The 21,278-nt window shown below is 43.8% G+C and carries 17 protein-coding genes and 1 pseudogene; 16 read left to right on the forward strand and 2 right to left on the reverse strand.

Features of this window, described 5'->3' with window-relative positions; genetic code table 11:
- Positions 1-11 precede the first annotated feature (11 nt).
- The 3 genes from BMW45_RS09460 (at position 12) to BMW45_RS09470 (ending at position 3,012) form a co-directional block, all read left to right on the forward strand.
- Positions 12-383, forward strand: coding sequence for a DUF2304 domain-containing protein (locus BMW45_RS09460; protein ID WP_038277537.1), 372 nt, complete (start codon positions 12-14; stop codon positions 381-383).
- Positions 364-1,968, forward strand: coding sequence for a DUF2142 domain-containing protein (locus tag BMW45_RS09465; RefSeq protein ID WP_092242666.1), 1,605 nt, complete (start codon positions 364-366; stop codon positions 1,966-1,968). Before BMW45_RS09460 ends, BMW45_RS09465 begins: the two co-directional genes overlap by 20 nt.
- A gap of 87 nt (positions 1,969-2,055) precedes the next feature.
- Positions 2,056-3,012, forward strand: coding sequence for a glycosyltransferase family 2 protein (locus tag BMW45_RS09470; protein WP_092242668.1), 957 nt, complete (start codon positions 2,056-2,058; stop codon positions 3,010-3,012).
- Between the two features lie 168 nt (positions 3,013-3,180).
- Here BMW45_RS09470 and BMW45_RS09475 read toward each other — a convergent pair.
- Positions 3,181-4,155: pseudogene (locus tag BMW45_RS09475) on the reverse strand (serine hydrolase domain-containing protein).
- Between the two features lie 212 nt (positions 4,156-4,367).
- Here BMW45_RS09475 and BMW45_RS09480 point away from each other — a divergent pair.
- The 7 genes from BMW45_RS09480 to BMW45_RS28940 all read left to right on the forward strand — a co-directional run bounded on the left by BMW45_RS09480 (position 4,368) and on the right by BMW45_RS28940 (position 12,811).
- Positions 4,368-5,387, forward strand: a complete 1,020-nt coding sequence (locus tag BMW45_RS09480) for a substrate-binding domain-containing protein (RefSeq protein WP_092242670.1) — start codon at positions 4,368-4,370, stop codon at positions 5,385-5,387.
- A 10-nt stretch (positions 5,388-5,397) separates the two neighbouring features.
- A complete protein-coding gene (locus BMW45_RS09485; protein WP_092242673.1) occupies positions 5,398-6,909 on the forward strand; it encodes a sensor histidine kinase in 1,512 nt (503 codons plus the stop codon).
- Positions 6,887-8,473 (forward strand): response regulator transcription factor, encoded by a 1,587-nt coding sequence (locus BMW45_RS09490; RefSeq protein WP_092242677.1) that lies wholly within the window; start codon positions 6,887-6,889, stop codon positions 8,471-8,473. The genes BMW45_RS09485 and BMW45_RS09490 overlap by 23 nt, the downstream gene beginning before the upstream one ends.
- A gap of 5 nt (positions 8,474-8,478) precedes the next feature.
- A complete protein-coding gene (locus BMW45_RS09495) occupies positions 8,479-9,531 on the forward strand; it encodes a sugar ABC transporter substrate-binding protein (RefSeq protein WP_092242680.1) in 1,053 nt (350 codons plus the stop codon).
- Between the two features lie 232 nt (positions 9,532-9,763).
- Positions 9,764-11,155 (forward strand): tryptophanase, encoded by a 1,392-nt coding sequence (locus tag BMW45_RS09500; RefSeq protein ID WP_092242682.1) that lies wholly within the window; start codon positions 9,764-9,766, stop codon positions 11,153-11,155.
- A 29-nt stretch (positions 11,156-11,184) separates the two neighbouring features.
- The gene (locus BMW45_RS09505) at positions 11,185-12,687 is read left to right on the forward strand and encodes a sodium-dependent transporter (RefSeq protein WP_092242685.1); all 1,503 of its coding nucleotides are present in this window, start codon (positions 11,185-11,187) and stop codon (positions 12,685-12,687) included.
- Between the two features lie 16 nt (positions 12,688-12,703).
- The gene (locus BMW45_RS28940) at positions 12,704-12,811 is read left to right on the forward strand and encodes a MetS family NSS transporter small subunit (protein ID WP_143057021.1); all 108 of its coding nucleotides are present in this window, start codon (positions 12,704-12,706) and stop codon (positions 12,809-12,811) included.
- A gap of 70 nt (positions 12,812-12,881) precedes the next feature.
- Here BMW45_RS28940 and BMW45_RS09510 read toward each other — a convergent pair whose 3' ends face one another.
- Positions 12,882-13,769 (reverse strand): LysR family transcriptional regulator, encoded by an 888-nt coding sequence (locus BMW45_RS09510; protein WP_166433310.1) that lies wholly within the window; start codon positions 13,767-13,769, stop codon positions 12,882-12,884.
- Between the two features lie 306 nt (positions 13,770-14,075).
- Between BMW45_RS09510 and chvE the strand changes: the two genes are divergently transcribed.
- From chvE to BMW45_RS09540, 6 genes are all read left to right on the forward strand, one after another.
- Positions 14,076-15,239 carry a multiple monosaccharide ABC transporter substrate-binding protein gene (chvE, locus tag BMW45_RS09515; RefSeq protein ID WP_092242690.1) on the forward strand — a complete coding sequence of 388 codons (1,164 nt, stop codon included), beginning with the start codon at positions 14,076-14,078 and terminating at the stop codon, positions 15,237-15,239.
- Positions 15,240-15,320: 81 nt separating this feature from the next.
- A complete protein-coding gene (gene mmsA, locus BMW45_RS09520) occupies positions 15,321-16,859 on the forward strand; it encodes a multiple monosaccharide ABC transporter ATP-binding protein (RefSeq protein WP_092242693.1) in 1,539 nt (512 codons plus the stop codon).
- A 3-nt stretch (positions 16,860-16,862) separates the two neighbouring features.
- Complete coding sequence (gene mmsB, locus BMW45_RS09525; protein ID WP_092242696.1) at positions 16,863-18,038, forward strand: multiple monosaccharide ABC transporter permease; 1,176 nt, start codon at positions 16,863-16,865, stop codon at positions 18,036-18,038.
- A 326-nt stretch (positions 18,039-18,364) separates the two neighbouring features.
- Complete coding sequence (gene rfbC / locus BMW45_RS09530; protein WP_092242699.1) at positions 18,365-18,919, forward strand: dTDP-4-dehydrorhamnose 3,5-epimerase; 555 nt, start codon at positions 18,365-18,367, stop codon at positions 18,917-18,919.
- 15 nt (positions 18,920-18,934) lie between these two features.
- Positions 18,935-19,747, forward strand: coding sequence for an ABC transporter permease (locus BMW45_RS09535; protein ID WP_092242701.1), 813 nt, complete (start codon positions 18,935-18,937; stop codon positions 19,745-19,747).
- Positions 19,748-19,930: 183 nt separating this feature from the next.
- Positions 19,931-21,277, forward strand: coding sequence for an ABC transporter ATP-binding protein (locus tag BMW45_RS09540; protein WP_092242703.1), 1,347 nt, complete (start codon positions 19,931-19,933; stop codon positions 21,275-21,277).
- The last annotated feature ends 1 nt before the right edge of the window (position 21,278 follow it).

Below are 21,278 nucleotides of genomic sequence, written 5' to 3' on the forward strand. Positions count from 1 at the left end.
GGAGAACGAACATGACAGTTTTGCTTCGCTGCGTACTGATATGCGTTTCCATATTACTTACATTTTATGTACTTAGAAGAATACGCCATTCTAAGATGAAGATAGAGGATTCTATCTTTTGGGTGATGTTTGCCCTGCTTTTGGTGGTATTCAGCTTATTCCCTCCATTGGCTGATTTCATTTCCCGGATGGTGGGGACCTATTCCACCGCTAATTTTATCTTTACCTTCATGATATTTATCTTGCTGGTAAAGGTTTTCTTCCAGTCTGTCAAAATATCCCAGCTGGAGCGGAAGATGACGGAGCTGATCCAGATGCTTGCTCTGGACCGGGAAGATGCCAGGGAAAAGGAGGAAGGTCATCATGAAGCTCATTCTGAATAAAAAGGGATTGTGGCTTACGGCGGGAACTTGTTTATTTCTCGCCTTTCTCTTTATAAAAACCTATGAGGAAACCATTGTGGGAATCCCCTCACCGGAATTTGAAGCAGTCCGCCGCTTTTACTGGTGGATCATCGTGTTCGGATGTGGATTTCTGGCGTGTTTGGGAGCAGCTTTGTGGATAGTTAAGACTCCAGCCTTCTTATTGTTTCCGGGGACTGTGGTAATTCTTGGACTGTTTTATATGCTGGTTCTGACCCCCTTTTCAACGCCCGATGAGGCGGCCCATTTTACCAGCGCTTACCGGCTCTCCAGCCAGCTTATGGGAAAACCGGCGGTGGCAGATGACTCTTTTTTTTCCCATGCAACAGAGGAGGAAAAGGAGAGGATCAGCCGGGGAGCCAATGTTTTAGTGCGGAGTGGTGATGATGCCCCCGGACTTTATACCAATGTGGGACGGGCCACATACAACCTGGTCCTTAAGGAGATGTTTTCCCTTGATAACAGCCAGGGAATGACGGTCCGCTATGAAATACCGGTGAACACTACGCCTGTGGTATACCTACCCCAGGCCCTTGGGATTTGCCTTGCCAGGCTGCTCCATCTGGGATACATCCCTTTGGTATATCTTGGCAGGCTGTTCAATCTTCTTGCTTTTGCAGGTATGGCAGCCCTGGCTGTGAGGATCATGCCATTTAAAAAAGAGCTTCTCATGGCGGTATCGTGTCTTCCCATGACCCTTCATCTGGCAGCTTCCTTTTCCTATGATACGGCCTTTATCGGTCTGTCCATGCTTTTTCTGGCCTGGTGCTTTTACTTAGCCTTTGAGAAAGAGAAAGTGACCGTAAAGGATACGGTTCTTCTGGCTCTTTTGCTGATCATTCTGGAGCCTGGAAAGATCGTTTATCTGCCGGTCGCCGGGATCTGCCTGTTTATTCCTTCTTCTAAGTTTAAGTCAAAAAGGAATTACTGGATCTCCGTCATAAGTGTTATAACTGCAGTCGTTCTGGCGGTGTTTTTGGTAAACCGTCTGGTCCTATCTGCGTGGGCGACCACAACGGAAAGCTATGTGGGCTGGAGTGAAGCGGCAGGATATACGCTGCAGGATGTATGGGAACACCCCTATCGCATCTTTAAAGTATATTATGAAACTCTGGTGACCCAGTTTGATTATTATCTGACTACCATGCTTGGAGGATTTCTGGGCAATTTGGACCCTAACCTGACCGTGCCCCCCTTCTGTCTCATGATTTTGTGGTATGTGCTCTTTGTCAGCGTGATAAGGAGAGAAGGGGAAGAAGCTCCGATGTCTGGCGGCCAGAAGCTTTGGATGGTCATTCTGGTGTTTTTAAGTGCCTGTCTGGTTCTTGCCTCCATGCTATTAGGCTGGACGCCACGGGAGCTTACCTATATAACGGGTGTCCAGGGAAGGTATTTTATCCCCCTGCTGCCCCTCGTGCTGTTAGTTGTATTTGATAAACGCCTGGTTATAAACATGGATTTAAGGAAAAGTGCATGGTATCTGGAATGCTTTGTGAGCATCTATGCCCTGATACGCATCTGTTCCACGGCGTGTCTGCGCTATTGATTCATACGAAGGCAACGAGCCGGATTAAATCTCGCTTGATCTTGGTGGCTGCTTGCGGAGTATTTTACTGGAAGGTAGGAAATTGCAATGGAAGAAAAAAGGCAGGAAAAATCGGTAGATGTGATTATTCCCGTATATAGACCTGATGAAAAGCTGCAGCTTTTGCTGGAACGCCTTGGGGAACAGTCATATCCTATCCGGCGGATCATCATCATGAACACGGAACGGTCCTATTGGAAGGAAGAGGAATATGGCTGGGTCCCCAATCTGGAAGTACACCATGTGACAAAAGAGGAATTTGACCATGGCGGCACCAGAAACCAGGGAGCCGGTTGTTCTGAGGCAGATATTATGGTATTTATGACCGATGATGCAGTTCCGGCCGATGAGAATTTAATAGGAGCGCTGGTAAGAGGTCTTGACCAGAGAGGAAAAGGCGGAGAAAAGGTGGTCATGGCTTATGGAAGGCAACTGCCGAATCCTGACTGTGCCCTGGCGGAGCAGTATACCCGTTCCTTTAATTATCCGGAACAAAGCCGGGTGAAAACAGGCGGAGACCTAAAGGAGCTGGGAATCAAGACCTTTTTTGCCTCCAATGTCTGTTGTTCCTATGACCGGGCTGCATTTATGGAGGCCGGCGGATTTATTAAGCGGACTATTTTTAATGAGGATATGATTTATGCGGGAAATGCAGTAAGACACCGGGGGCAGGCGGTAGCCTATGCAGCCGATGCAAACGTGTATCATTCCCATAATTACGGCTGCATCGCCCAGTTTAAGCGGAATTTTGATCTTGCGGTATCCCAGGCCGACCACCCGGAGGTGTTTGAGGGAATCCGCTCGGAAGGCGAGGGAATCCGTCTTGTGAAAAAGACCTGCGCCTGGCTTTTAAAGGTAAAAAAGCCATGGCTCATTCCCGGTGTAATTGTAAAGAGTGGTTTTAAATACATGGGATATCTTATGGGAAAACGGTATCGCAGCCTGCCCAAGGGGCTGGTTTTAAGCTTTACTATGAACAAGGAATATTGGAAAAAAGAAAGATAAACACTGAGAAATGCAGCCTGGTTAAAAGCCAGACTGCAATGCTGTTAAAAAATAGGCTCAAGATATACTTTGAGCCTATTTTTTATTATATGGTTATTTCGGTAGGGAACAGTTACACCTTGTACTCTACATTTAGGTTATCATGCTGAGCATGGGGGCTCGTTATACTCAGTCCTCAAATATTGGTTCAATACACTCCATAATTAGCCCTATCCTGTCCTTAGCGTCCGGCATAAAAAGAGAAGCGATAGAAACAACCATCTTTTTCTTTGTATTGATGTAAATTACATTTCCTCCGTCTCCCAAAGCTGCATAGATAAGTTCTTTATTATCAAATATCCACCACAGGTAGCCATAAGACAGCCGATCCAATCTGATATGCTCCTTTGTGCTTTCTTCTATCCATTTTTCTGATATGATTTGTTTGTTTTCCCATTTTCCACCGTTTAGATACAATTGACCTATTTTTGCCATATCCTCAGGCGTCAGGAAAAGCCCCCAGCTTGCCGTGTTTATCCCTTGTGGATCAACGACCCAGCCGCTGGTGTTCTTATCATTCATAACAGCGATATGCTCTTCTTTATTGCGCAGTACCACATTGTGCGTAACCTTGATTCCCAGTGGAGAGAATAAATGTTCCGCAGCAAAAGCAAGTACCGGCTGCCCTGTCGCTTTTACAAGAATGCCTGACAAGATATGTGTTCCTATGATAGGAGAATACATAAATTCTCCGGTATGTTTCTCGCCTCCCAATAAATCAAGGGCGGAATTTACCCAGTTATCGCTTGCGAAAAACTCTTCGTATGGCTCAGACTTATATTAATATGGGGCTGTCATGGTAAGTAAATTCTTAAGCGTAATGCCCTGTATTGTTTTTTCTCCTGCTTTAACCGCGTAATCAGGGAAAAAGTCTAATACCTTCTGGTCTGCACTTTTGATGAAGCCCTTATCAATGGCGATACCAATCAATGCAGAAAATACGCTCTTTGTCACCGAAAACACATGTACTGCGTTATCGGCGGTATATCCATTAAAATAGTTTTCATATAGTTTTATGCCATTTTTTTGTACAAGTATGCCTACGATATTGCTATAGTCACTGTTACTCGTCTTTTCAAGCTCTTTCATTTTTTCTTGATTCATATTATTTCCTCCTTTAAGTTATAAAGGATATCCTTAAGATAAAGATAAGTTAATTAAAAATTAATTGCAAGACCTATTTTTAAATAATTAAAAAATTAACAATTTATGATAACTTTTCTGTCAGTCCGGTAAAAATCCGGACTGTTTTCCATTTATTTTTTCCCTGTGATTTAGTATAATGGTTCTAGTGCTATATGAAAAAGGGGATAACCATGGATAACAGAAAGAAAAGCCTGCTGCTGCTGGTTCTGGGGGGATTGTCCAGTATCGTATTTCTTACGCTTTTGACCACCTCCTTTTACGGATTCGTGTTAAAGAGAATCGGGGTTGAACATGCGGAAAATACCAGAACCTACCGATACCATTATGTCATGATCATTAATGACCTGGATTCTCAGTTCTGGAATGACGTGTACCAGAGTGTACGGAAAGAAGCGGCCTTATACGATGCTTATGTGGAGCTGAAGGGAAGAAATCAGTCATCGGAGTATAATGCAGTGGATTTTATGGACATGAGCATAGCTGCAAAGGTAGATGGGATCCTGCTGGAATTTACGGGAGAAGAGAAGCTGGAAGAGCGGATCAATGAAGCGGCTGCAAAAGGAATACCTGTGGTAACGATATTAAACGATGCACCTGCTACGGACCGAAAAAGCTATGTTGGAATTAATTCCTATGAGCTGGGGCAGGAATACGGAAATCAAATTTTAAAGATATTACCCCAGGATTCCCGGAAGGCCAGAGTGATGATGCTCCTTCATGACAATTCCATTGACAGCAACCAGTCCCAGATTTTTAATCAGATCAACAACCGGATGGTCACTTCAAAGGAAACTGCGGACCGGATTAAGGTAGAAGAGATCAAGATCCCGTCCGGACGGGCATTTGAAGCTGAGGAAATTGTGCGCAATTTGTTTCAGAACCCCCAGGGTCCCCCGGATATTATTGTTTGCATGGATGAGGTGGATACGGAGGCTGTGTATCAGGCGGTCATTGACTATAACAGCGTAGGTAAGACTCAGGTCATCGGCTATTATAAATCAAAAGCAGCCTTAGAGGCGGTGAGAAAGGGAACGATGGCCATGACACTTTACATTGACACCGACCAGATGGGGAAATTCAGCGTGCAGGCTCTTACCGAATCCATACATGACGGGAGGACCAATTCCTTTTACAGTGTGGATCTGCAGTTTGTTACAAAGGAAAATACGTCAGATTTCATGAGTAATTAGTGGAGCGGCTATGAAAAATAAATGGGAACACCTATGGGAAAACTTACCGATTGCCCGCAAGCTGTTTTTGGAAGTTGCGGTAACGGCAGCCACGCTTTTTGCCAGCAATTTATTCATCTACGCCCAGATCAACCAGATGGTAGAGCGTATGAATTCTGTATACATAAGCAATGTGAATCTCAATGAGCTGTCGGATGTTTTTTCCGATGTACAGAATTTCATGTACAAATACTTACAGGTAAAGGATTCCGAGTCCTTAACAGATTATTACCGGGCGGAACAGGATTACAGGAAGCTGTTAGAGGGGCTTAATGTTACGGTAACGGATAATCAGATTCAGATCCTGGAAAAAAATATCCGCAACATGTCGGACAGCTATCTGGCTATCACGGATGAGACAGTACAGGCCAAGAGGGGGCAGAATGTAGAAAAATACAAAAGCTCCTACGAATCGGCTTTAAAGCTTTACCAGTTTATCAACCGTGACATTTCAGTCTTAAACAGCCGGCAGTTTAAAAACAATTCCGCCAGCTATCAGACTCTGCAGGCAGCCCTTCAGTATCTGGAGGTTATAAGTACTGTGATCTTAATGATCGTAATGGTCATAAGCCTGACGGTCATGATGATGATGACAAAGGATATCGTTACACCGCTCACCAATTTAGCCCATACGGCAAAGCTTGTAGGGCAGGGGAATTTCCACGTAAAGGTACCGTCCTTAGGTACCGGAGATGAACTGGGGATCGTAACAGGAACCTTTAATCAAATGGTGGACAGTTTGGACGAGTATGTGAATAAAATTAAGGAGAGCGCGGAAAAAGAGCAGGAGATGAAGGAGCGGGAGCTTTTAATGGAAAACCACTTAAAGGAAGCCCAGTTAAAGTATCTTCAGTCCCAAATAAATCCCCACTTTCTTTTTAATTCCTTGAACGCCGGGGTCCAGTTAGCCATGATGGAGGATGCAGAGAAGACTTCGGTATTTATGGAAAAAATGGCGGACTTTTTCCGCTATAATGTAAAAAAGGGTTCAAGGGATGCCACCATCCGTGAAGAGGTGGAGGCGGTGGAGAACTATGTTTATATATTGAATGTCCGTTTTGCAGGGGATATCCGGTATCATTCAAAGATCGATGAGGAGGCAATGGATTTTTCCATTCCTAGCATGATCTTACAGCCCCTGGTGGAGAATGCGGTGAACCATGGGATCCGGAATATCGAACGGCCGGGAGAAATTTATCTGACCGTGGAGAATCATGAGGAGAAAATAGAAATCCGCATCAGGGATAATGGTGCCGGATTGGAAATGGAAACTCTTGAGAGGATCCTGGCCGGTGGACAAGCCGCAGAAGGGGAGAATTCTACCGGGATCGGTATTCGCAATGTTATATCCCGGCTGGAGCTTTATTATAATGATGACGGTATTTTCCATATGTTCAGTGATGGGAAGGATAAAGGAACCACTGTGGTATTAAGGATTCCAAAAAGAGGGGGAGATGTACATGTTTCGCATACTGGTAGCTGATGATGAGGGGATCATGCTGGAATCCATCAGTCATATCATAAAGTCCAATTTCGGCAGCGATTGTGAGATCGTCTGTGTCAAAACAGGCAGGGCGGTCATTGAACAGGCCGGCTCCTTCCGGCCGGATATTGCATTCGTGGATATTCAGATGCCTGGATTAAACGGGATCCAGGCAATCAGGGAGGTACGTAAATTCAACCCTTCCGTTGTATTCATTATCATAACAGCTTATGATAAATTTTCTTATGCCCAGGAAGCGGTGAACTTAGGGGTCATGGAGTTTATCATGAAGCCGGTCAATAAAAAGAAGATCCTGGATGTGTGCGTAAAGGCCATGCACCAGGTGGAGGAGGCCAGACAAAAGTTAAGCGATGATTTAAAGATCAGGGAAAAGCTTGAGATCGTAATTCCCATGATCGAAAGCGGGTTCATCTATAGTGTGCTTCAAGAGGACTTAGAGCTTTCTAAGAGCGGATACATTGAAATGCTGGACATAAAAAGCCCTTATGGCTTTATGATTATTCTGGAATTCGGGGACAGCATTGAGGGAGGGACCATGACCAATGCCATAGGGGTCAGCGTCCGGGTGAACAAGTATTATCCCATGGTCAGAGAGATTGTTAAGGATTATTTTGATTGTGTCATGGGGCCTGCCATGGGAAACCGGCTGGTGCTTTTCCTATCCTTCGAACAGGAAAAAGTACGGTATGAGGAGCGGGTGGAAATCATTACAAGGACCCGGAATATGATCCATAAGCTGGAAAGCACCACGGATATCAAATGCAGGGGAGGGATCGGTTCTGTAAAACCTCTGGAAGGGATTAGAGACTCCTATAAAGAGGCCTTAAAATCCCTGCGGGACAGTGACAGCCATGTAGTGCATATCACGGATATCCCGGCGGTGGCTGATTATGACGGAGAATATCCCCTGGACTTAGAAAACCAGTACCTTCAAAGGGGGACAAAGGCGGACCGGGAAGGAGCATTGTCCTGTGCCGGTGAATTTTTTGACTGGATGCTGGCTCATGATGAAAATGTGAGGTCCAATATTGAGGTAAAGATACTGGAGCTGGTCATGAGACTTGAGAGACGGGCTTTTGAGGCAGGGAATGTCCGTTATGGTTTCCGTTATCGGGAGAACTACTTAGAAGAACTGATGGAAGCCCCCGATACGGACGCGCTAAGGCGCTGGTTTTTAAATAAGACAAGGGAGATATGCGAAAACATCAGCACTTCCAGGGAGAAGGAGTATGAAAATGTGGTTTCCAGGGTCAAGAGTTATATTGATGAGAATTATGCTAAGGACATTTCTCTTGACGATGCTTCCCGAATGGTTGACATAAGTCCTTATTATTTCAGTAAATTATTTAAGCAGGAGGTGGGAGAGAACTTTATCGAGTATGTAACCAGAACCAGGATTAAAAACGCCAGGCGTCTTCTGGAAGATTCCAGATACAGCATTAAGGAGGTATGTATCATGTCCGGCTACAGCGATCCCAATTATTTCAGCCGGATATTCAAAAAGTATGAAGGGATGACGCCAAGCGAATATAGGGAGAGGTAAGTGTTATGAAAATGGGTCGAGGGAGATTGTTACTGGTGGTGATACTCTGTTGTGCCTTGACGGCAGGCTGTGTAAATACCAAGGCAGAGGCAGAGACCGAGGTATCTGTAAAGGCCGGGGATAGGCCCTTACAGATCGGGTTAAGCATTGATTCCTTTGTGATTGAGCGGTGGATCAGGGACCGGGATGTTTTTGTATCAACCGCAAAGGAACTTGGGGCAGAGGTTAATGTACAAAACGCAAACGGGGATGTAAACGAACAGATCGAACAGATAAAGTACTTCATAAAAAAGCAGATGGACGTAATTGTAGTGGTGGCAGGAGACTGTGAAGCTTTATCCGATGTCATGAAAAAGGCAAAGGAGGCGGGGATTAAGACCATGAGCTATGACCGGCTGATTCGGAATGCGGACAGCGATATGTACATATCTTTTGATAATAAAGAGGTCGGAATACTCATGGCGGAAAGCCTGGTGAGAGACATTCCTGAGGGAGGTAAGATTTTCATGATCCAGGGCCCAGAAACGGATCATAATGTGGCAATGGTCCGGGAGGGTTTTGATTCGGTAATAAAGGGGAAAAATCTGGAAGTGGTTTATAAAAGCAACTGTGAGGGCTGGCTTTCCGAGCATGCCTTTGACTATGCCAAAGAAGCGCTGGAAGAGCATCCGGATGTAAAGGGGATCATGTGCGGAAACGACGATCTGGCAACCCAGGTTTTCCGTGCCTTATCTGAGGACAGGATGGCAGGAAGGGTCTGTCTGGTGGGCCAGGATGGGGATCTGATGGCCTGTCAGAGGATTGTGGAAGGAACCCAGAATATGACGGCTTTTAAATCCGTAGAGGAAGAGGCCAGAATCGCAGCGGAGTACGCGGTGAAGCTTGGGAAGGGAGAGCCTTTGGAAGGAATTGTGACAACCATTGACGATGGAACTTATGATGTTCCAAGTCTTGAATTAAGGCCGGTTGCAGTTACCAGGGAAAATATGGATTCCGTTATCATTCAGGGTGGATTCCATGGTAAGGAAGATGTATACCTGAATGTGAAACAGCAGTAGTGTTTTCTTGTCGTGAAAAAGTCCTGAGTATTCAGGGCTTTTTTATTTTAATCCCTCATGGGTATCTCCTGTGATGTACTTTAAGTATCTGATCGAGTGAATATCTTGGATATATATCATAATAAAATTGTTGTTATGCCATACTTTTTAGTCATTTTACAAACGTATTGAATTGTAATAAAATAAAATCATATCAAATATATACAAAAAAACAAAAGGAGAGAAAACAATTATGGCTGTAAAGTATATTCCGGAACCATTCAGAATTAAAATGGTAGAGCGAATTAAAATGTTAACTCGAGAGGAACGTATTGAAAAGATCAAAGAGGCTAAGTATAATATGTTTGGGTTAAGGGGCGAAGATGTTTATATTGACCTTTTAACCGATAGCGGAACCAATGCTATGAGTGATGACCAATGGTCAGGCGTTATGAAGGGTGATGAAGCATACGCCGGTTCATCCAGTTACTATAAATTATTTGATGCCGGTAAAGATATATTCGGTTATGATTTTATACAGCCGGTTCACCAGGGCCGCGCTGGAGAGAAGGTACTTTTTCCTGTTTTCCTTTCCAAGGGCAAATATGCTATTTCCAATATGTTCTTTGATACAACAAGAGCTCATGTAGAATTGGCAGGAGCCAGAGCCATCGACTGCGTGGTAGAAGAAGCAAAAAATCCTTCTGTAAGAGCTCCCTTTAAAGGCAACATGGATGTTGTTAAATTAGAAAAGCTGATCAATGAACTGGGTGCTGAAAATGTTGGTCTTGTTGTAATGACGATTACGAACAACTCAGCAGGCGGTCAGCCTGTATCCATGGCAAATATGAGAGAGGTATCAGAAATCTGTAAGAAGTATCATATTCCTCTAAATATTGATGCTGCCAGATACGCTGAAAATGCTTTTTTCTTAAAGCAACGGGAAGAAGAATGCAAAGATATGTCCATTAAAGAAATTGTCAATAAAATCTTCAGCTATGGCGATATGTTTACGATGTCTGCCAAAAAGGATACCATCGTAAATATCGGCGGACTGATTGGAATAAAAGATGGCAATTCACCAATTATATTAAAAGTAAAAGCTAACTGTATTTCTTTCGAAGGATTTTTTACTTATGGTGGACTTTCCGGACGTGATCTTGAAGCCCTAGCAATTGGACTTTACGAAGGAATTGATGAAGACTTCTTAAGATACCGCATCGGCCAGATGGAATACCTGGCAGCTAAATTAGATGATGCAGGAATCGCTTACCAAGCCCCGGTTGGAGGCCATGGAGTCTTTGTAGATGCGGCAGAATTTTTTCCGCATATTCCATATAATGAATTCCCTGCACAGGTGCTGGCAATAGAGCTTTACAAAGAGGCTGGAATCCGTACCTGTGACATCGGTTCTTTTATGCTGGGTAACGATCCTGATACCGGAGTGCAGCTTCATTCCGAGTTTGAATTTACTCGCTTTGCGATTCCGCGCCGTGTTTATACACAGGCACATATTGACATTATGGCTGATGCATTAATCGCAATCAAGCAAAGAGCTTCCGAAATTGAGCGAGGATACCGCATCACCTGGGAGCCGCCGATTTTACGTCACTTCCAGGCATCTTTGGAACCCATCGAATATTAGATTATATCCGACATCAGGGGGTATTTACTATGCGTGATCAATGGAATAGCAGAACAGGATTTTTATTTGCAGCAATTGGGGCTGCGGTAGGATTAGGTAATTTATGGAGATTTCCGTTTCAAGCTTATAAAAATGGTGGAGGAGCATTTTTCCTTCCATACTTTGTAGCTATTATTACATGTGCCGTTCCCCTAATGATCATGGAATACACCTATGGTCGGAGAATACGTGGCGGTTCCACAAAGGCATTTGCCAAACTGAAAAAGAAGTTTGAGATTATTGGCTGGGTACAGGTTATGGTACCGATCGTAGTCATGATGTTCTACAGCACCATTATTTCCATATCCGTCGTCTTTATGATCTATTGTATCGGTCATACCTTCGGTATGGTAAACTGGATGAGTAATCCAGGCCCTTTGCTAGGTGCTATTACCGGGCAAGCCCAGAATGCCTTCGACTTTGCAAGCGGATTCAGTCTTTATATGCTGGGCGCAGTGGTTGTCGTATGGTTTGCCAACTGGGCCATCGTCCGGCAGGGAATTTCCGGAGGAATTGAAAAAGCCTCAAAGATATTTACTCCCCTGCTCATGATTCTAATGATAATATTTATGATTAATTCCATGAGGTTAGAGGGGGCCAGTATCGGGTTAAATGCATTATTTACACCGGACTTCTCTAAAATTTTAAACCCCAGTATATGGGTTGCAGCATATGCACAGGTATTTTTCTCCACCACACTAGCTGTGGGTGTTATGATTGCATACGGCTCTTATCTGGGAGAAAAACAGGATATCGTAAACAACTCGTTTATCACGGTGCTTTCAAACAGCTCGTTTGATATTATTGCAGGGATTACCGTATTTTCAACCCTGGGATTTCTGGTCAATAAGCAGGGAGTTTCTTTTGACTCGTTTGGAAACGGAGCTGGAGTTGCTTTTATCGCATTTCCTATTGCAATTTCAACCATGTCTTCTAATATTGTGGTTCAGGGCATTTTAGGATTTTTATTCTTCTTCTGCTTATTTATTGCAGGTATTTCCTCCAGTATTTCTATGCTTGAGGCATTCAATACCGCAGCCCTGGATAAATTTAAGATTTCACGTAAAAAGTTAACAGGCATCATATCCATTGTCGGTTTTATTGGAAGTGCCACCTTCGCTACATACTGCGGATTCAATTTTATTCTGGATCTTGTGGATTCTTACGTGGCAAACTATGTAATTGCTACTCTTGGCCTGGTGGAAGTTATTGCGATTAGTCACATTTATGGTACGGAGAAACTCCGGGAAGATGCAAACCAATATTCTGACTTCAAGGTCGGTAAATGGTGGGATTACCTACTAAAATATTTTACGCCAATATTGCTTGGAATTACCGTTATTACAAACTTTGTATCCGGTATTATGAAGATGTTTGGTATGGATTCTGTAACCTTGCTGTCAAATGTTGTGTTCGGCTGGGGAACTGTTGTACTCATGATCGGTGTTGCCATTGTGTTCTGCAAACGCCCATGGCAAGTTGAAATTGAATAACTAAGGGGGAATTACGATGAATCCATTTGCATTGGTTATGATGATTGTTGGCTGTTCCGTTGTATGGGGTGGACTGTTACTATGTGTTGGCATAGCCCTGACTAAAAAAACGGAGAATAAATAAGACATAAAAATCAAAAGGGGATATTGCAAAACTAACCAGGTTAGTCGGGCAATATCCCTTTGTACATTTATTAACTGTCTTTTAATGAAGCCGATTCAAGAAATATTTTAATAAAAGGATTCTCATTGGACTTCTGGAACATGGCAACAAAATTCCCGGGATCAAAATCCTTTAAATTAATAGCTTTCACATTCGGTGTTAAATGCTTGGTACAAATACTCGGTAAGAATGCCACACCTAGCCCGGATTCCACCATTAATATCTGTGATTCCAAGCTGTTTGCATTAATAATATCTTTGATATTAAGACCGGCCGTCATCGTAAATTGTCTTAAAATATCCAGGGAGCAGGGACCTGAATCTTCACTTAATGTAATTAATGTACAATCATTAAGTAAATCAGCTGATATGGTATCGTACTGAGCAAGGGGATGCTTTTTATTTACAATGATATACATGGTAGAAGGAAAAACCTGCTTTACAACCGTCTCATCCTGTGATACAAAAGCAGGACTAAACGGAAGAGTGAAGACGATATCTAATTTTCCTGCCTGTAAGTATGTTATAAGGTCGTTATAGCTATACTTAGCAACCAGGACATCAATATCCGGATAAAGGGTTCGAAACTCAGAAACTACCTGCGCTATTAAAATATGCTCATAATGACCAAAGCCAATCTCTAATACCCTAGGCTGCAGCTTGGCCGTCTTTTGGGTTTCAGAGATCATTTCGTTGTACAGTTCTATTATCTTTAAAGCTTTGTTATAAAAAACTTCCCCGGCAGATGTAAGCAAAACAGACCTATTATTACGTTTTAACAAAACGACTCCCAGCTCTTCTTCGATCGATGCAATCTGGCGGCTCATTGCTGTTTGCACCATGTGGTGTTCCTGGGCAGCTTTTGTAAAATTCTTATGTTTTACAACTGAGACAAAATAAGATAATTTTCTGATTTCCATATAATCACCATATCTTTTCAATGAGATATAATATGCCTGATTGAGATACATTATAAGAAAAACTTATACCATTCCTATTTTAGCAAGATGTCTGAAAAATTGCAACCTTAAGTCTTAATTTCCTCTCTTCTGGCAGCAATTGCTATGATAGCTTCAGTAGCATTTTCTTGACGCGAAAAAGTCCTGTGTATTCAGGGCATTTTTTTTCTGGATTAATCAGTGCTAATGATTCGCAAACAAGTCCTGTTCTATTCGTGCTAAGATAAAACTGTCAGCAAAAACAAAAATTGGAGGAGGAAAAGAAACATGAAACGAAAATTTTTAGCGGCTGCAATGGCCCTTGCCTTAACGGCAGGAATGCTTTCCGGATGCGGAAGCTCTAAAAGTTCTGCACCGGAGAACAAAGAGACACAGACAACTGCGGCAGCCACCACAGAAGCTGCCAAAGCGGCTGAGACCAAAGCAGAGGAAACAAAAGCAACGAAGGGGAGTGGAACCTTAGTCGGAGTCGCCATGCCCACCAAGGATCTGCAGAGATGGAACCAGGATGGATCTAATATGAAGAAGGAACTGGAAGATGCCGGCTATAAGGTAGATTTACAGTATGCCAGCAATGATGTCCAAACCCAGGTATCCCAGGTGGAGAACATGATTTCCAATGGCTGCCAGATATTAGTTATTGCCTCTATTGACGGAAGCTCTTTGGGAGAGCCTTTAAGCCAGGCCAAAGCCATGGGGATCCCGGTTATTTCCTACGACCGTCTGATCATGAACTCTGATGCGGTTACATATTATGCTACCTTTGATAACTATAAAGTCGGACAAAAGCAGGGTGAGTATCTGGTAGAGGCTCTGGATCTTGAGAAGGCAACGGAACCTAAGAACATCGAGCTGTTTACCGGTGATCCGGCGGATAATAACTGTAACTTCTTCTTTGGCGGAGCCATGGATGTCCTTAAAAAGTATATTGACAGCGGAAAGCTTGTAGTAAAATCCGGCCAGACTGCTTTTGAACAGGTAGCAACCGCTAACTGGGATTCAGAGAAATCTCAGAACCGTATGGATACCATTATCGCAGGTAACTATTCCGACGGAACCGTATTGGATGCGGTCCTCTGCTCCAATGACTCCACCGCTCTTGGCGTTGAGAATGCTCTTGCTTCATCCTATACCGGAAAATACCCGGTCATCACCGGGCAGGACTGTGATATCGCCAATGTAAAGAACATGCTTTTAGGAAAACAGGCCATGAGTATCTTTAAGGATACCCGTACTCTTGCTTCTCAGGTAGTAAAAATGGTGGATTCCGTTATGCAGGGCGGAGAAGCTGAGATCAATGATACCAAATCCTATGATAACGGAACCGGAATTATCCCAACTTATCTGTGTGATCCAGTGGTTGTAACGGTTGACAACTATAAAGATATGTTAATTACTTCCGGATATTACACGGAAGACCAGTTAAAGTAATAGAAATTATTTTCTTATGAGGACGGCTTCTTACAGATAGAGAGGCCGTCCTTAAGAAATGACGGCAAGGGAGGGATATTCTTGGCAAAAATACTTTTGGAAATGAAGAGCATAACCAAGACATTTCCAGGCGTTAAGGCTCTGGATAATGTAAACCTTCAGGTAGAGGAAGGTGAGATCCATGCCCTGGTGGGTGAAAATGGAGCTGGCAAATCTACCTTGATGAACGTGCTCAGCGGCATTTATCCCTATGGCACCTATGAGGGAGATATTATTTATAACGGAGAGATCTGCAAATTTAACCGTATCAGTGACAGTGAACAAAAGGGAATCGTCATCATTCATCAGGAGCTGGCTCTTGTCCCCTATATGACGATTGCAGAAAACATGTATCTGGGAAATGAAAAGGGGAAAAGGTACGCGATCAACTGGAATGAAACCTATGGAGAGGCGGACCGGTACTTAAATACAGTGGGACTTATGGAATCTTCTCATACTTTAATTAAGGATATCAGCGTAGGAAAGCAGCAGCTGGTGGAAATTGCAAAGGCACTTGCAAAGAATGCCAGGCTTTTGATCCTGGATGAGCCTACCGCATCCTTAAATGAAGATGATTCCAAAGCGCTTCTGGAGCTTTTGTTGAAATTTAAATCAGAGGGATTAACCTCCATCATTATTTCTCATAAACTGAATGAAATTGCCTATGTGTCGGATAAGATCACAGTCATCCGCGACGGCTCAACCATAGAAACACTGGACAGGAAAAAAGATGCCATTACCGAGGACCGTATTATCAAAGGCATGGTAGGGCGGGAACTGGTGGACCGTTTTCCCAAACGGGATGACGTGGAAATCGGTGAAAGGGCCATGGAGGTAGAGCACTGGAATGCCTGCCATCCTCTGTATTCGGACCGGAAGGTAGTAAATGATGTCTCCTTTTATGTGAGGAAAGGAGAGGTCGTGGGAATCTGCGGCCTGATGGGCGCCGGAAGAACAGAGCTTGCCATGAGCATTTTCGGAAAGAGCTATGGCGTCAATATTTCGGGAAAGGTCCGTATCAAAGGGCAGGAAGTAGCGTTAAACTCCGTCCGGGAAGCCATACGCCATAAACTTGCCTATGTTACCGAAGACCGGAAAGGCAATGGCCTGATCCTTGGAAATCCTATTAAGATCAACACGACCCTTGCAAATATGCAGGCAATCAGCCGCCGCTCCATTATTGATAAGGATAAGGAATTTGCAGTTGCAGAGGATTACCGGGATAAGTTAAAGACCAAGTGCCCCTCTGTGGAACAGAATGTAGGGAACTTAAGCGGCGGAAACCAGCAGAAGGTCCTCCTTTCAAAATGGATGTTTGCAGAGCCGGATATTCTGATTTTAGATGAACCCACCAGAGGAATCGATGTGGGCGCAAAATACGAAATATACTGTATCATCAACCGCCTGGCTGCGGAAGGCAAATCTGTCATCATGATATCATCGGAGCTTCCTGAGGTACTTGGAATGTCCGACCGCATTTATATCATGAATGAGGGCCGTATGGTGGGAGAGGTCAGTGCGGCCGAGGCAACTCAGGAGAAGATTATGGCCTGTATTTTAAAATCAGATAAAGGAGAGTAGAAGATGGAGAATAAGATGAAATTATCTGAGGGATTAAAAAAATATACGATGGTGATCGTTCTGGCCGTTGTAATCTTTCTTTTCACGGTCAATACCGGAGGGAAGATGCTCCTGCCTCAGAATGTGAACAACTTGATTGCCCAAAACGCCTACGTATTTATTCTGGCAACCGGCATGCTTTTTTGCATTCTTACGGGAGGTAACATTGACTTATCCGTAGGCTCTGTGGTCTGTTTTGTAGGAGCAGTAGGCGGAAGCATGATGATCACCATGGGGATCAACCCCTATCTGACCCTTCTTGCAATGCTGATTATTGGTATGCTGGTAGGCGCCTGGCAGGGCTTCTGGATCGCCTATGTACGGATCCCTCCCTTTATCGTGACTCTGGCCGGCATGCTCATGTTCCGCGGGTTATCCAATGTGGTTTTGCAGGGAATGACCTTGTCCCCCATTCCTGATCCGTTTTTAAGTCTGTTTAATACCTATGTTCCGGATCTATTCGGGATGCAGGGCTTTAACCTGACCTGTTTTTTAGTGGGAATCATTGCCTGCCTGGTTTTTGTGGCACTGGAACTTTTAAACCGCAGAAGAAAGCTTCAAAAGGGATACCGGGTGGATCCAATTGGAGGCATGGCAATCAAGGTGACTCTTATCAGTTTTGTGGTCCTGTTTGTTATGTATAAGCTGGCAAGATATAAAGGCATTCCCAATGCCCTGATCTGGGTGACTGCGATCATCGGGATTTACAGCTATATTTCTTCCAAAACTACCACAGGGCGGTATTTTTACGCTGTGGGGGGAAATGAGAAGGCCACCAGACTGTCCGGTATTGATACCAATAAGGTGTATTTCCTCGCTTATTTAAATATGGGACTGCTGGCAGCAGTGGCAGGCATGGTGACGGTTGCCCGCTTAAATTCCGCCAATCCCACAGCAGGAAACAGCTATGAAATGGATGCCATCGGTGCCTGCTTTATCGGAGGCGCTTCCGCATACGGCGGTACCGGAACTGTACCGGGAGTAATCGTGGGTGCGACCCTGATGGGCGTGCTTAACTTAGGCATGAGCATCATGGGTGTGGACCAGAACCTTCAGAAGGTGGTAAAGGGTGCGGTTCTTATGGCAGCGGTTATTTTCGATGTGGTAAGTAAGAGAAAGTCATTTATTGTCAAGCAGTAAATTGAGAAAAATTTCTCCCGAATCATTAGATTGTTGATCAGATATGGAAATATGAGTCCATAAAGAATTAAAATGCTGTTTTCTTGTACAGATGTATGAGATGCAGCATTTTTTTTCTTTAATAAAAGACATTTTTCGCATTTCATTCTACCTGGATTCTCCTGAGAATGAGTGGCTTATTTTAATAAAAATCCCCCTATATATAGAAATCTGGTCAAACTTGTGGTAGAATGCTACAAGTAAAAGAATGTTTTTAAAAGATAAATACCTTAGAGGTATACGATTATGTCAAAAAAATAGACAGAAAGTGGAAAGGAACATAAATTATGGGAAAGATAAAGGTATCAACATGCGGAATAGAAGGACTTTTTGTCATTGAGCCTGCGGTATTTCACGATACCAGAGGATATTTCATGGAAACCTATAATCAGAATGATTTTAAAGAAGCCGGACTTGATATGGTTTTTGTACAGGACAACCAGTCCATGTCTACAAAAGGCGTACTGCGGGGGCTTCATTTCCAGAAGCAGTTCCCCCAGGGAAAGCTGGTACGGGTCGTAAGAGGAAAAGTATTTGACGTTGCGGTGGATCTGCGTTCCGCTTCTGAAACTTATGGTAAATGGTTCGGGGTGGAGCTGTCTGCAGAAAACAAAAAGCAGTTCTACATTCCGGAAGGCTTTGCCCATGGATTTTTAGTTTTATCCGATGAGGCAGAATTCGCATATAAATGTACCGATTTCTATCACCCGGGTGATGAGGGCGGTATTTTATGGAGTGACCCGTCAATTGGCATTGACTGGCCGATTGAAGAAGGTATGGAGCTGATCATTTCTGAGAAGGATCAGAAATGGAGCGGAATCCGGGATACCTTCAAATTTTAGTGAGAGGAGAAAACCATGAATTATCTGGTTTCCTTAATAAAAGAAATTATTACAAAAAGAAAGCTCATTCTGGATCTGTCAAAGGCAGATTTTAAAAAACGGTTTGTAGGTTCCTATTTTGGGATTGCCTGGATGTTTTTGCAGCCCATGGCAACTGTTCTGGTATATTTCTTCGTATTCCAGATGGGCTTTAAAAGTGTACCTCCGGTCCCGGATTATCCTTACGTGCTTTGGCTGATTCCAGGCATTGTGCCATGGTTTTATTTCAGCGAGGTACTGAATATGGGGACGGGCTGTCTTCAGGAATATAATTATCTGGTGAAAAAGGTGGTATTCCGGGTAGAGATCCTTCCGGTCATTAAGATGATTTCCTGTCTGATGGTACATGGTATATTTGCAATCATCATGATCCTGGTATTTTTCTGCTACGGCTTCCTTCCAAAGGCAAGCTGGATCCAGATTTTGTATTATTCCTTTGCAAGCTCCATGCTGTCACTGGCCATTGCTTATTTTACCAGTGCCATTCATGTATTTTTCAAGGATATGGCCCAGATCATAGGGATTTTTCTGCAGTTTGGAATGTGGATGGTGCCGATAATGTGGGCGCCGGAGATGTTTCCGGCAATTCCAACCTGGCTGCCGGTACTGCTTAAGCTAAATCCTTTCTATTATATCGTAGCCGGATACCGTGACAGCATGCTGACCGGAAACTGGCTGACAGAACGGCCGACCCTGGGACTTTATTTCTGGACAGTGACCATTGTCCTGATGCTTATAGGGCTGAAAGTATTTAAAAAACTGCGCCCACACTTTTCTGATGTGCTATAACCTTCAAGAAAGCAATGAGTAGTGCGAAATATGGCAGAAAAAGATTTTCGTTGTGCTCGCACATAAGAAAATCTTTTCCTGACATATTTCATAGGGCGAATGCCCGTGAGCTTGGGAAACTGAAAGTTTCCCAAGCTGCACTACGGACCAGTGGGATTAATTTTATGTAACATGGAGGATTCAATGTCCGTAGAATGGAACAACAAAGTAATATCTGTTAACAACGTAACAAAAATCTACAAATTATACGAAAAGCCCTCCGACCGATTAAAGGAGGCTTTAAGCATAACCCACAAAAACTACCATAGAGATTTCTATGCCCTAAACGGCATTTCTTTTGATGTAGAAAAAGGACAAACCGTAGGAATCATCGGAACCAATGGATCAGGCAAGTCCACCATACTAAAGATCATTACCGGAGTCCTCACCCCTACCTCAGGCAGTTTAGAGGTAAACGGTGTGATTTCCGCTCTTTTAGAGCTGGGGGCCGGATTTAATATGGATTATACCGGAATCGAAAACATTTACATGAATGGCACCATGATGGGCTTCTCCAAAAAAGAAATGGATGGAAAGCTTCAGGACATTTTAGACTTCGCAGACATCGGTGACTTCGTTTATCAGCCAGTAAAAACCTACTCAAGCGGCATGTTCGTCCGCCTGGCGTTTGCGCTGGCAATCAACGTGGAGCCAGAAATCCTGATCGTTGACGAGGCCCTGTCCGTTGGAGACGTGTTTTTCCAGGCCAAATGCTACCGCCGAATGGAAGATATCCGCCAGAATGGAACCACGATATTAATGGTCACTCATGATATGGGTGCAATCATCAAATACTGTGACCGTGTGGTAGTATTAAACAAAGGCAACTTTATCGCCGAAGGAGAGCCCGGAAAGATGGTGGATCTCTATAAAAAGATCCTGGCAAATCAAATGGACGATCTTGGAGAAGAACTGGAAGAAATAAGAAGCGGCATATTAAACGATTTTTCCGGAGACCAGGCTGCAATTCTGGCACAGTCCAAAAACTCCCGCCAGGAAGGCCTTATGAAGGAAAAACTGACGATCAACCCGACCCGTACCGAATACGGCGATAAGAGAGCAGAGATCGTGGATTTCGGACTTCTGGATGAAAGAGGAAATGTAACCAACCTCCTCCTTAAAGGAGAACGCTTTACCATTAAAGAGCGGATCCATTTCCATACCCAAATCGAAACGCCCATCTTTACCTACACCATCAAAGATAAACGGGGAGCTGATTTAACCGGCACCAACACCATGTACGAGGCCTCTGATGTGCAGGCCGTGGGAAAAGGCGATGAATATGAGGTGGAATTTAACCAGAAAATGACCCTTCAGGGAGGAGAGTATCTTCTTTCCATGAGCTGCACCGGATTTGAAAACGGGGAGCATGTGGTTTACCACCGTCTGTATGACATCGCAAATATTACGGTCATTTCCAATAAAAATACAGTAGGTATTTATGATATGGAACCGGAAGTAAGCGTAAAGCTTCACCGGGCAGGAGAGTGAG

It is taken from the genome of Lacrimispora sphenoides (assembly GCF_900105215.1).
Lineage (GTDB): Bacteria > Bacillota > Clostridia > Lachnospirales > Lachnospiraceae > Lacrimispora > Lacrimispora sphenoides_A.

Coding starts and splice junctions, on each gene's coding strand:
- BMW45_RS09460 (WP_038277537.1), top strand. CDS start 12: ATGACAGTTTTGCTTCGCTGCGTACTGATATGCGTTTCCATATTACTT.
- BMW45_RS09465 (WP_092242666.1), top strand. CDS start 364: ATGAAGCTCATTCTGAATAAAAAGGGATTGTGGCTTACGGCGGGAACT.
- BMW45_RS09470 (WP_092242668.1), top strand. CDS start 2,056: ATGGAAGAAAAAAGGCAGGAAAAATCGGTAGATGTGATTATTCCCGTA.
- BMW45_RS09480 (WP_092242670.1), top strand. CDS start 4,368: ATGGATAACAGAAAGAAAAGCCTGCTGCTGCTGGTTCTGGGGGGATTG.
- BMW45_RS09485 (WP_092242673.1), top strand. CDS start 5,398: ATGAAAAATAAATGGGAACACCTATGGGAAAACTTACCGATTGCCCGC.
- BMW45_RS09490 (WP_092242677.1), top strand. CDS start 6,887: ATGTTTCGCATACTGGTAGCTGATGATGAGGGGATCATGCTGGAATCC.
- BMW45_RS09495 (WP_092242680.1), top strand. CDS start 8,479: ATGAAAATGGGTCGAGGGAGATTGTTACTGGTGGTGATACTCTGTTGT.
- BMW45_RS09500 (WP_092242682.1), top strand. CDS start 9,764: ATGGCTGTAAAGTATATTCCGGAACCATTCAGAATTAAAATGGTAGAG.
- BMW45_RS09505 (WP_092242685.1), top strand. CDS start 11,185: ATGCGTGATCAATGGAATAGCAGAACAGGATTTTTATTTGCAGCAATT.
- BMW45_RS28940 (WP_143057021.1), top strand. CDS start 12,704: ATGAATCCATTTGCATTGGTTATGATGATTGTTGGCTGTTCCGTTGTA.
- BMW45_RS09510 (WP_166433310.1), bottom strand. CDS start 13,769: ATGGAAATCAGAAAATTATCTTATTTTGTCTCAGTTGTAAAACATAAG.
- chvE (WP_092242690.1), top strand. CDS start 14,076: ATGAAACGAAAATTTTTAGCGGCTGCAATGGCCCTTGCCTTAACGGCA.
- mmsB (WP_092242696.1), top strand. CDS start 16,863: ATGGAGAATAAGATGAAATTATCTGAGGGATTAAAAAAATATACGATG.
- rfbC (WP_092242699.1), top strand. CDS start 18,365: ATGGGAAAGATAAAGGTATCAACATGCGGAATAGAAGGACTTTTTGTC.
- BMW45_RS09535 (WP_092242701.1), top strand. CDS start 18,935: ATGAATTATCTGGTTTCCTTAATAAAAGAAATTATTACAAAAAGAAAG.
- BMW45_RS09540 (WP_092242703.1), top strand. CDS start 19,931: ATGTCCGTAGAATGGAACAACAAAGTAATATCTGTTAACAACGTAACA.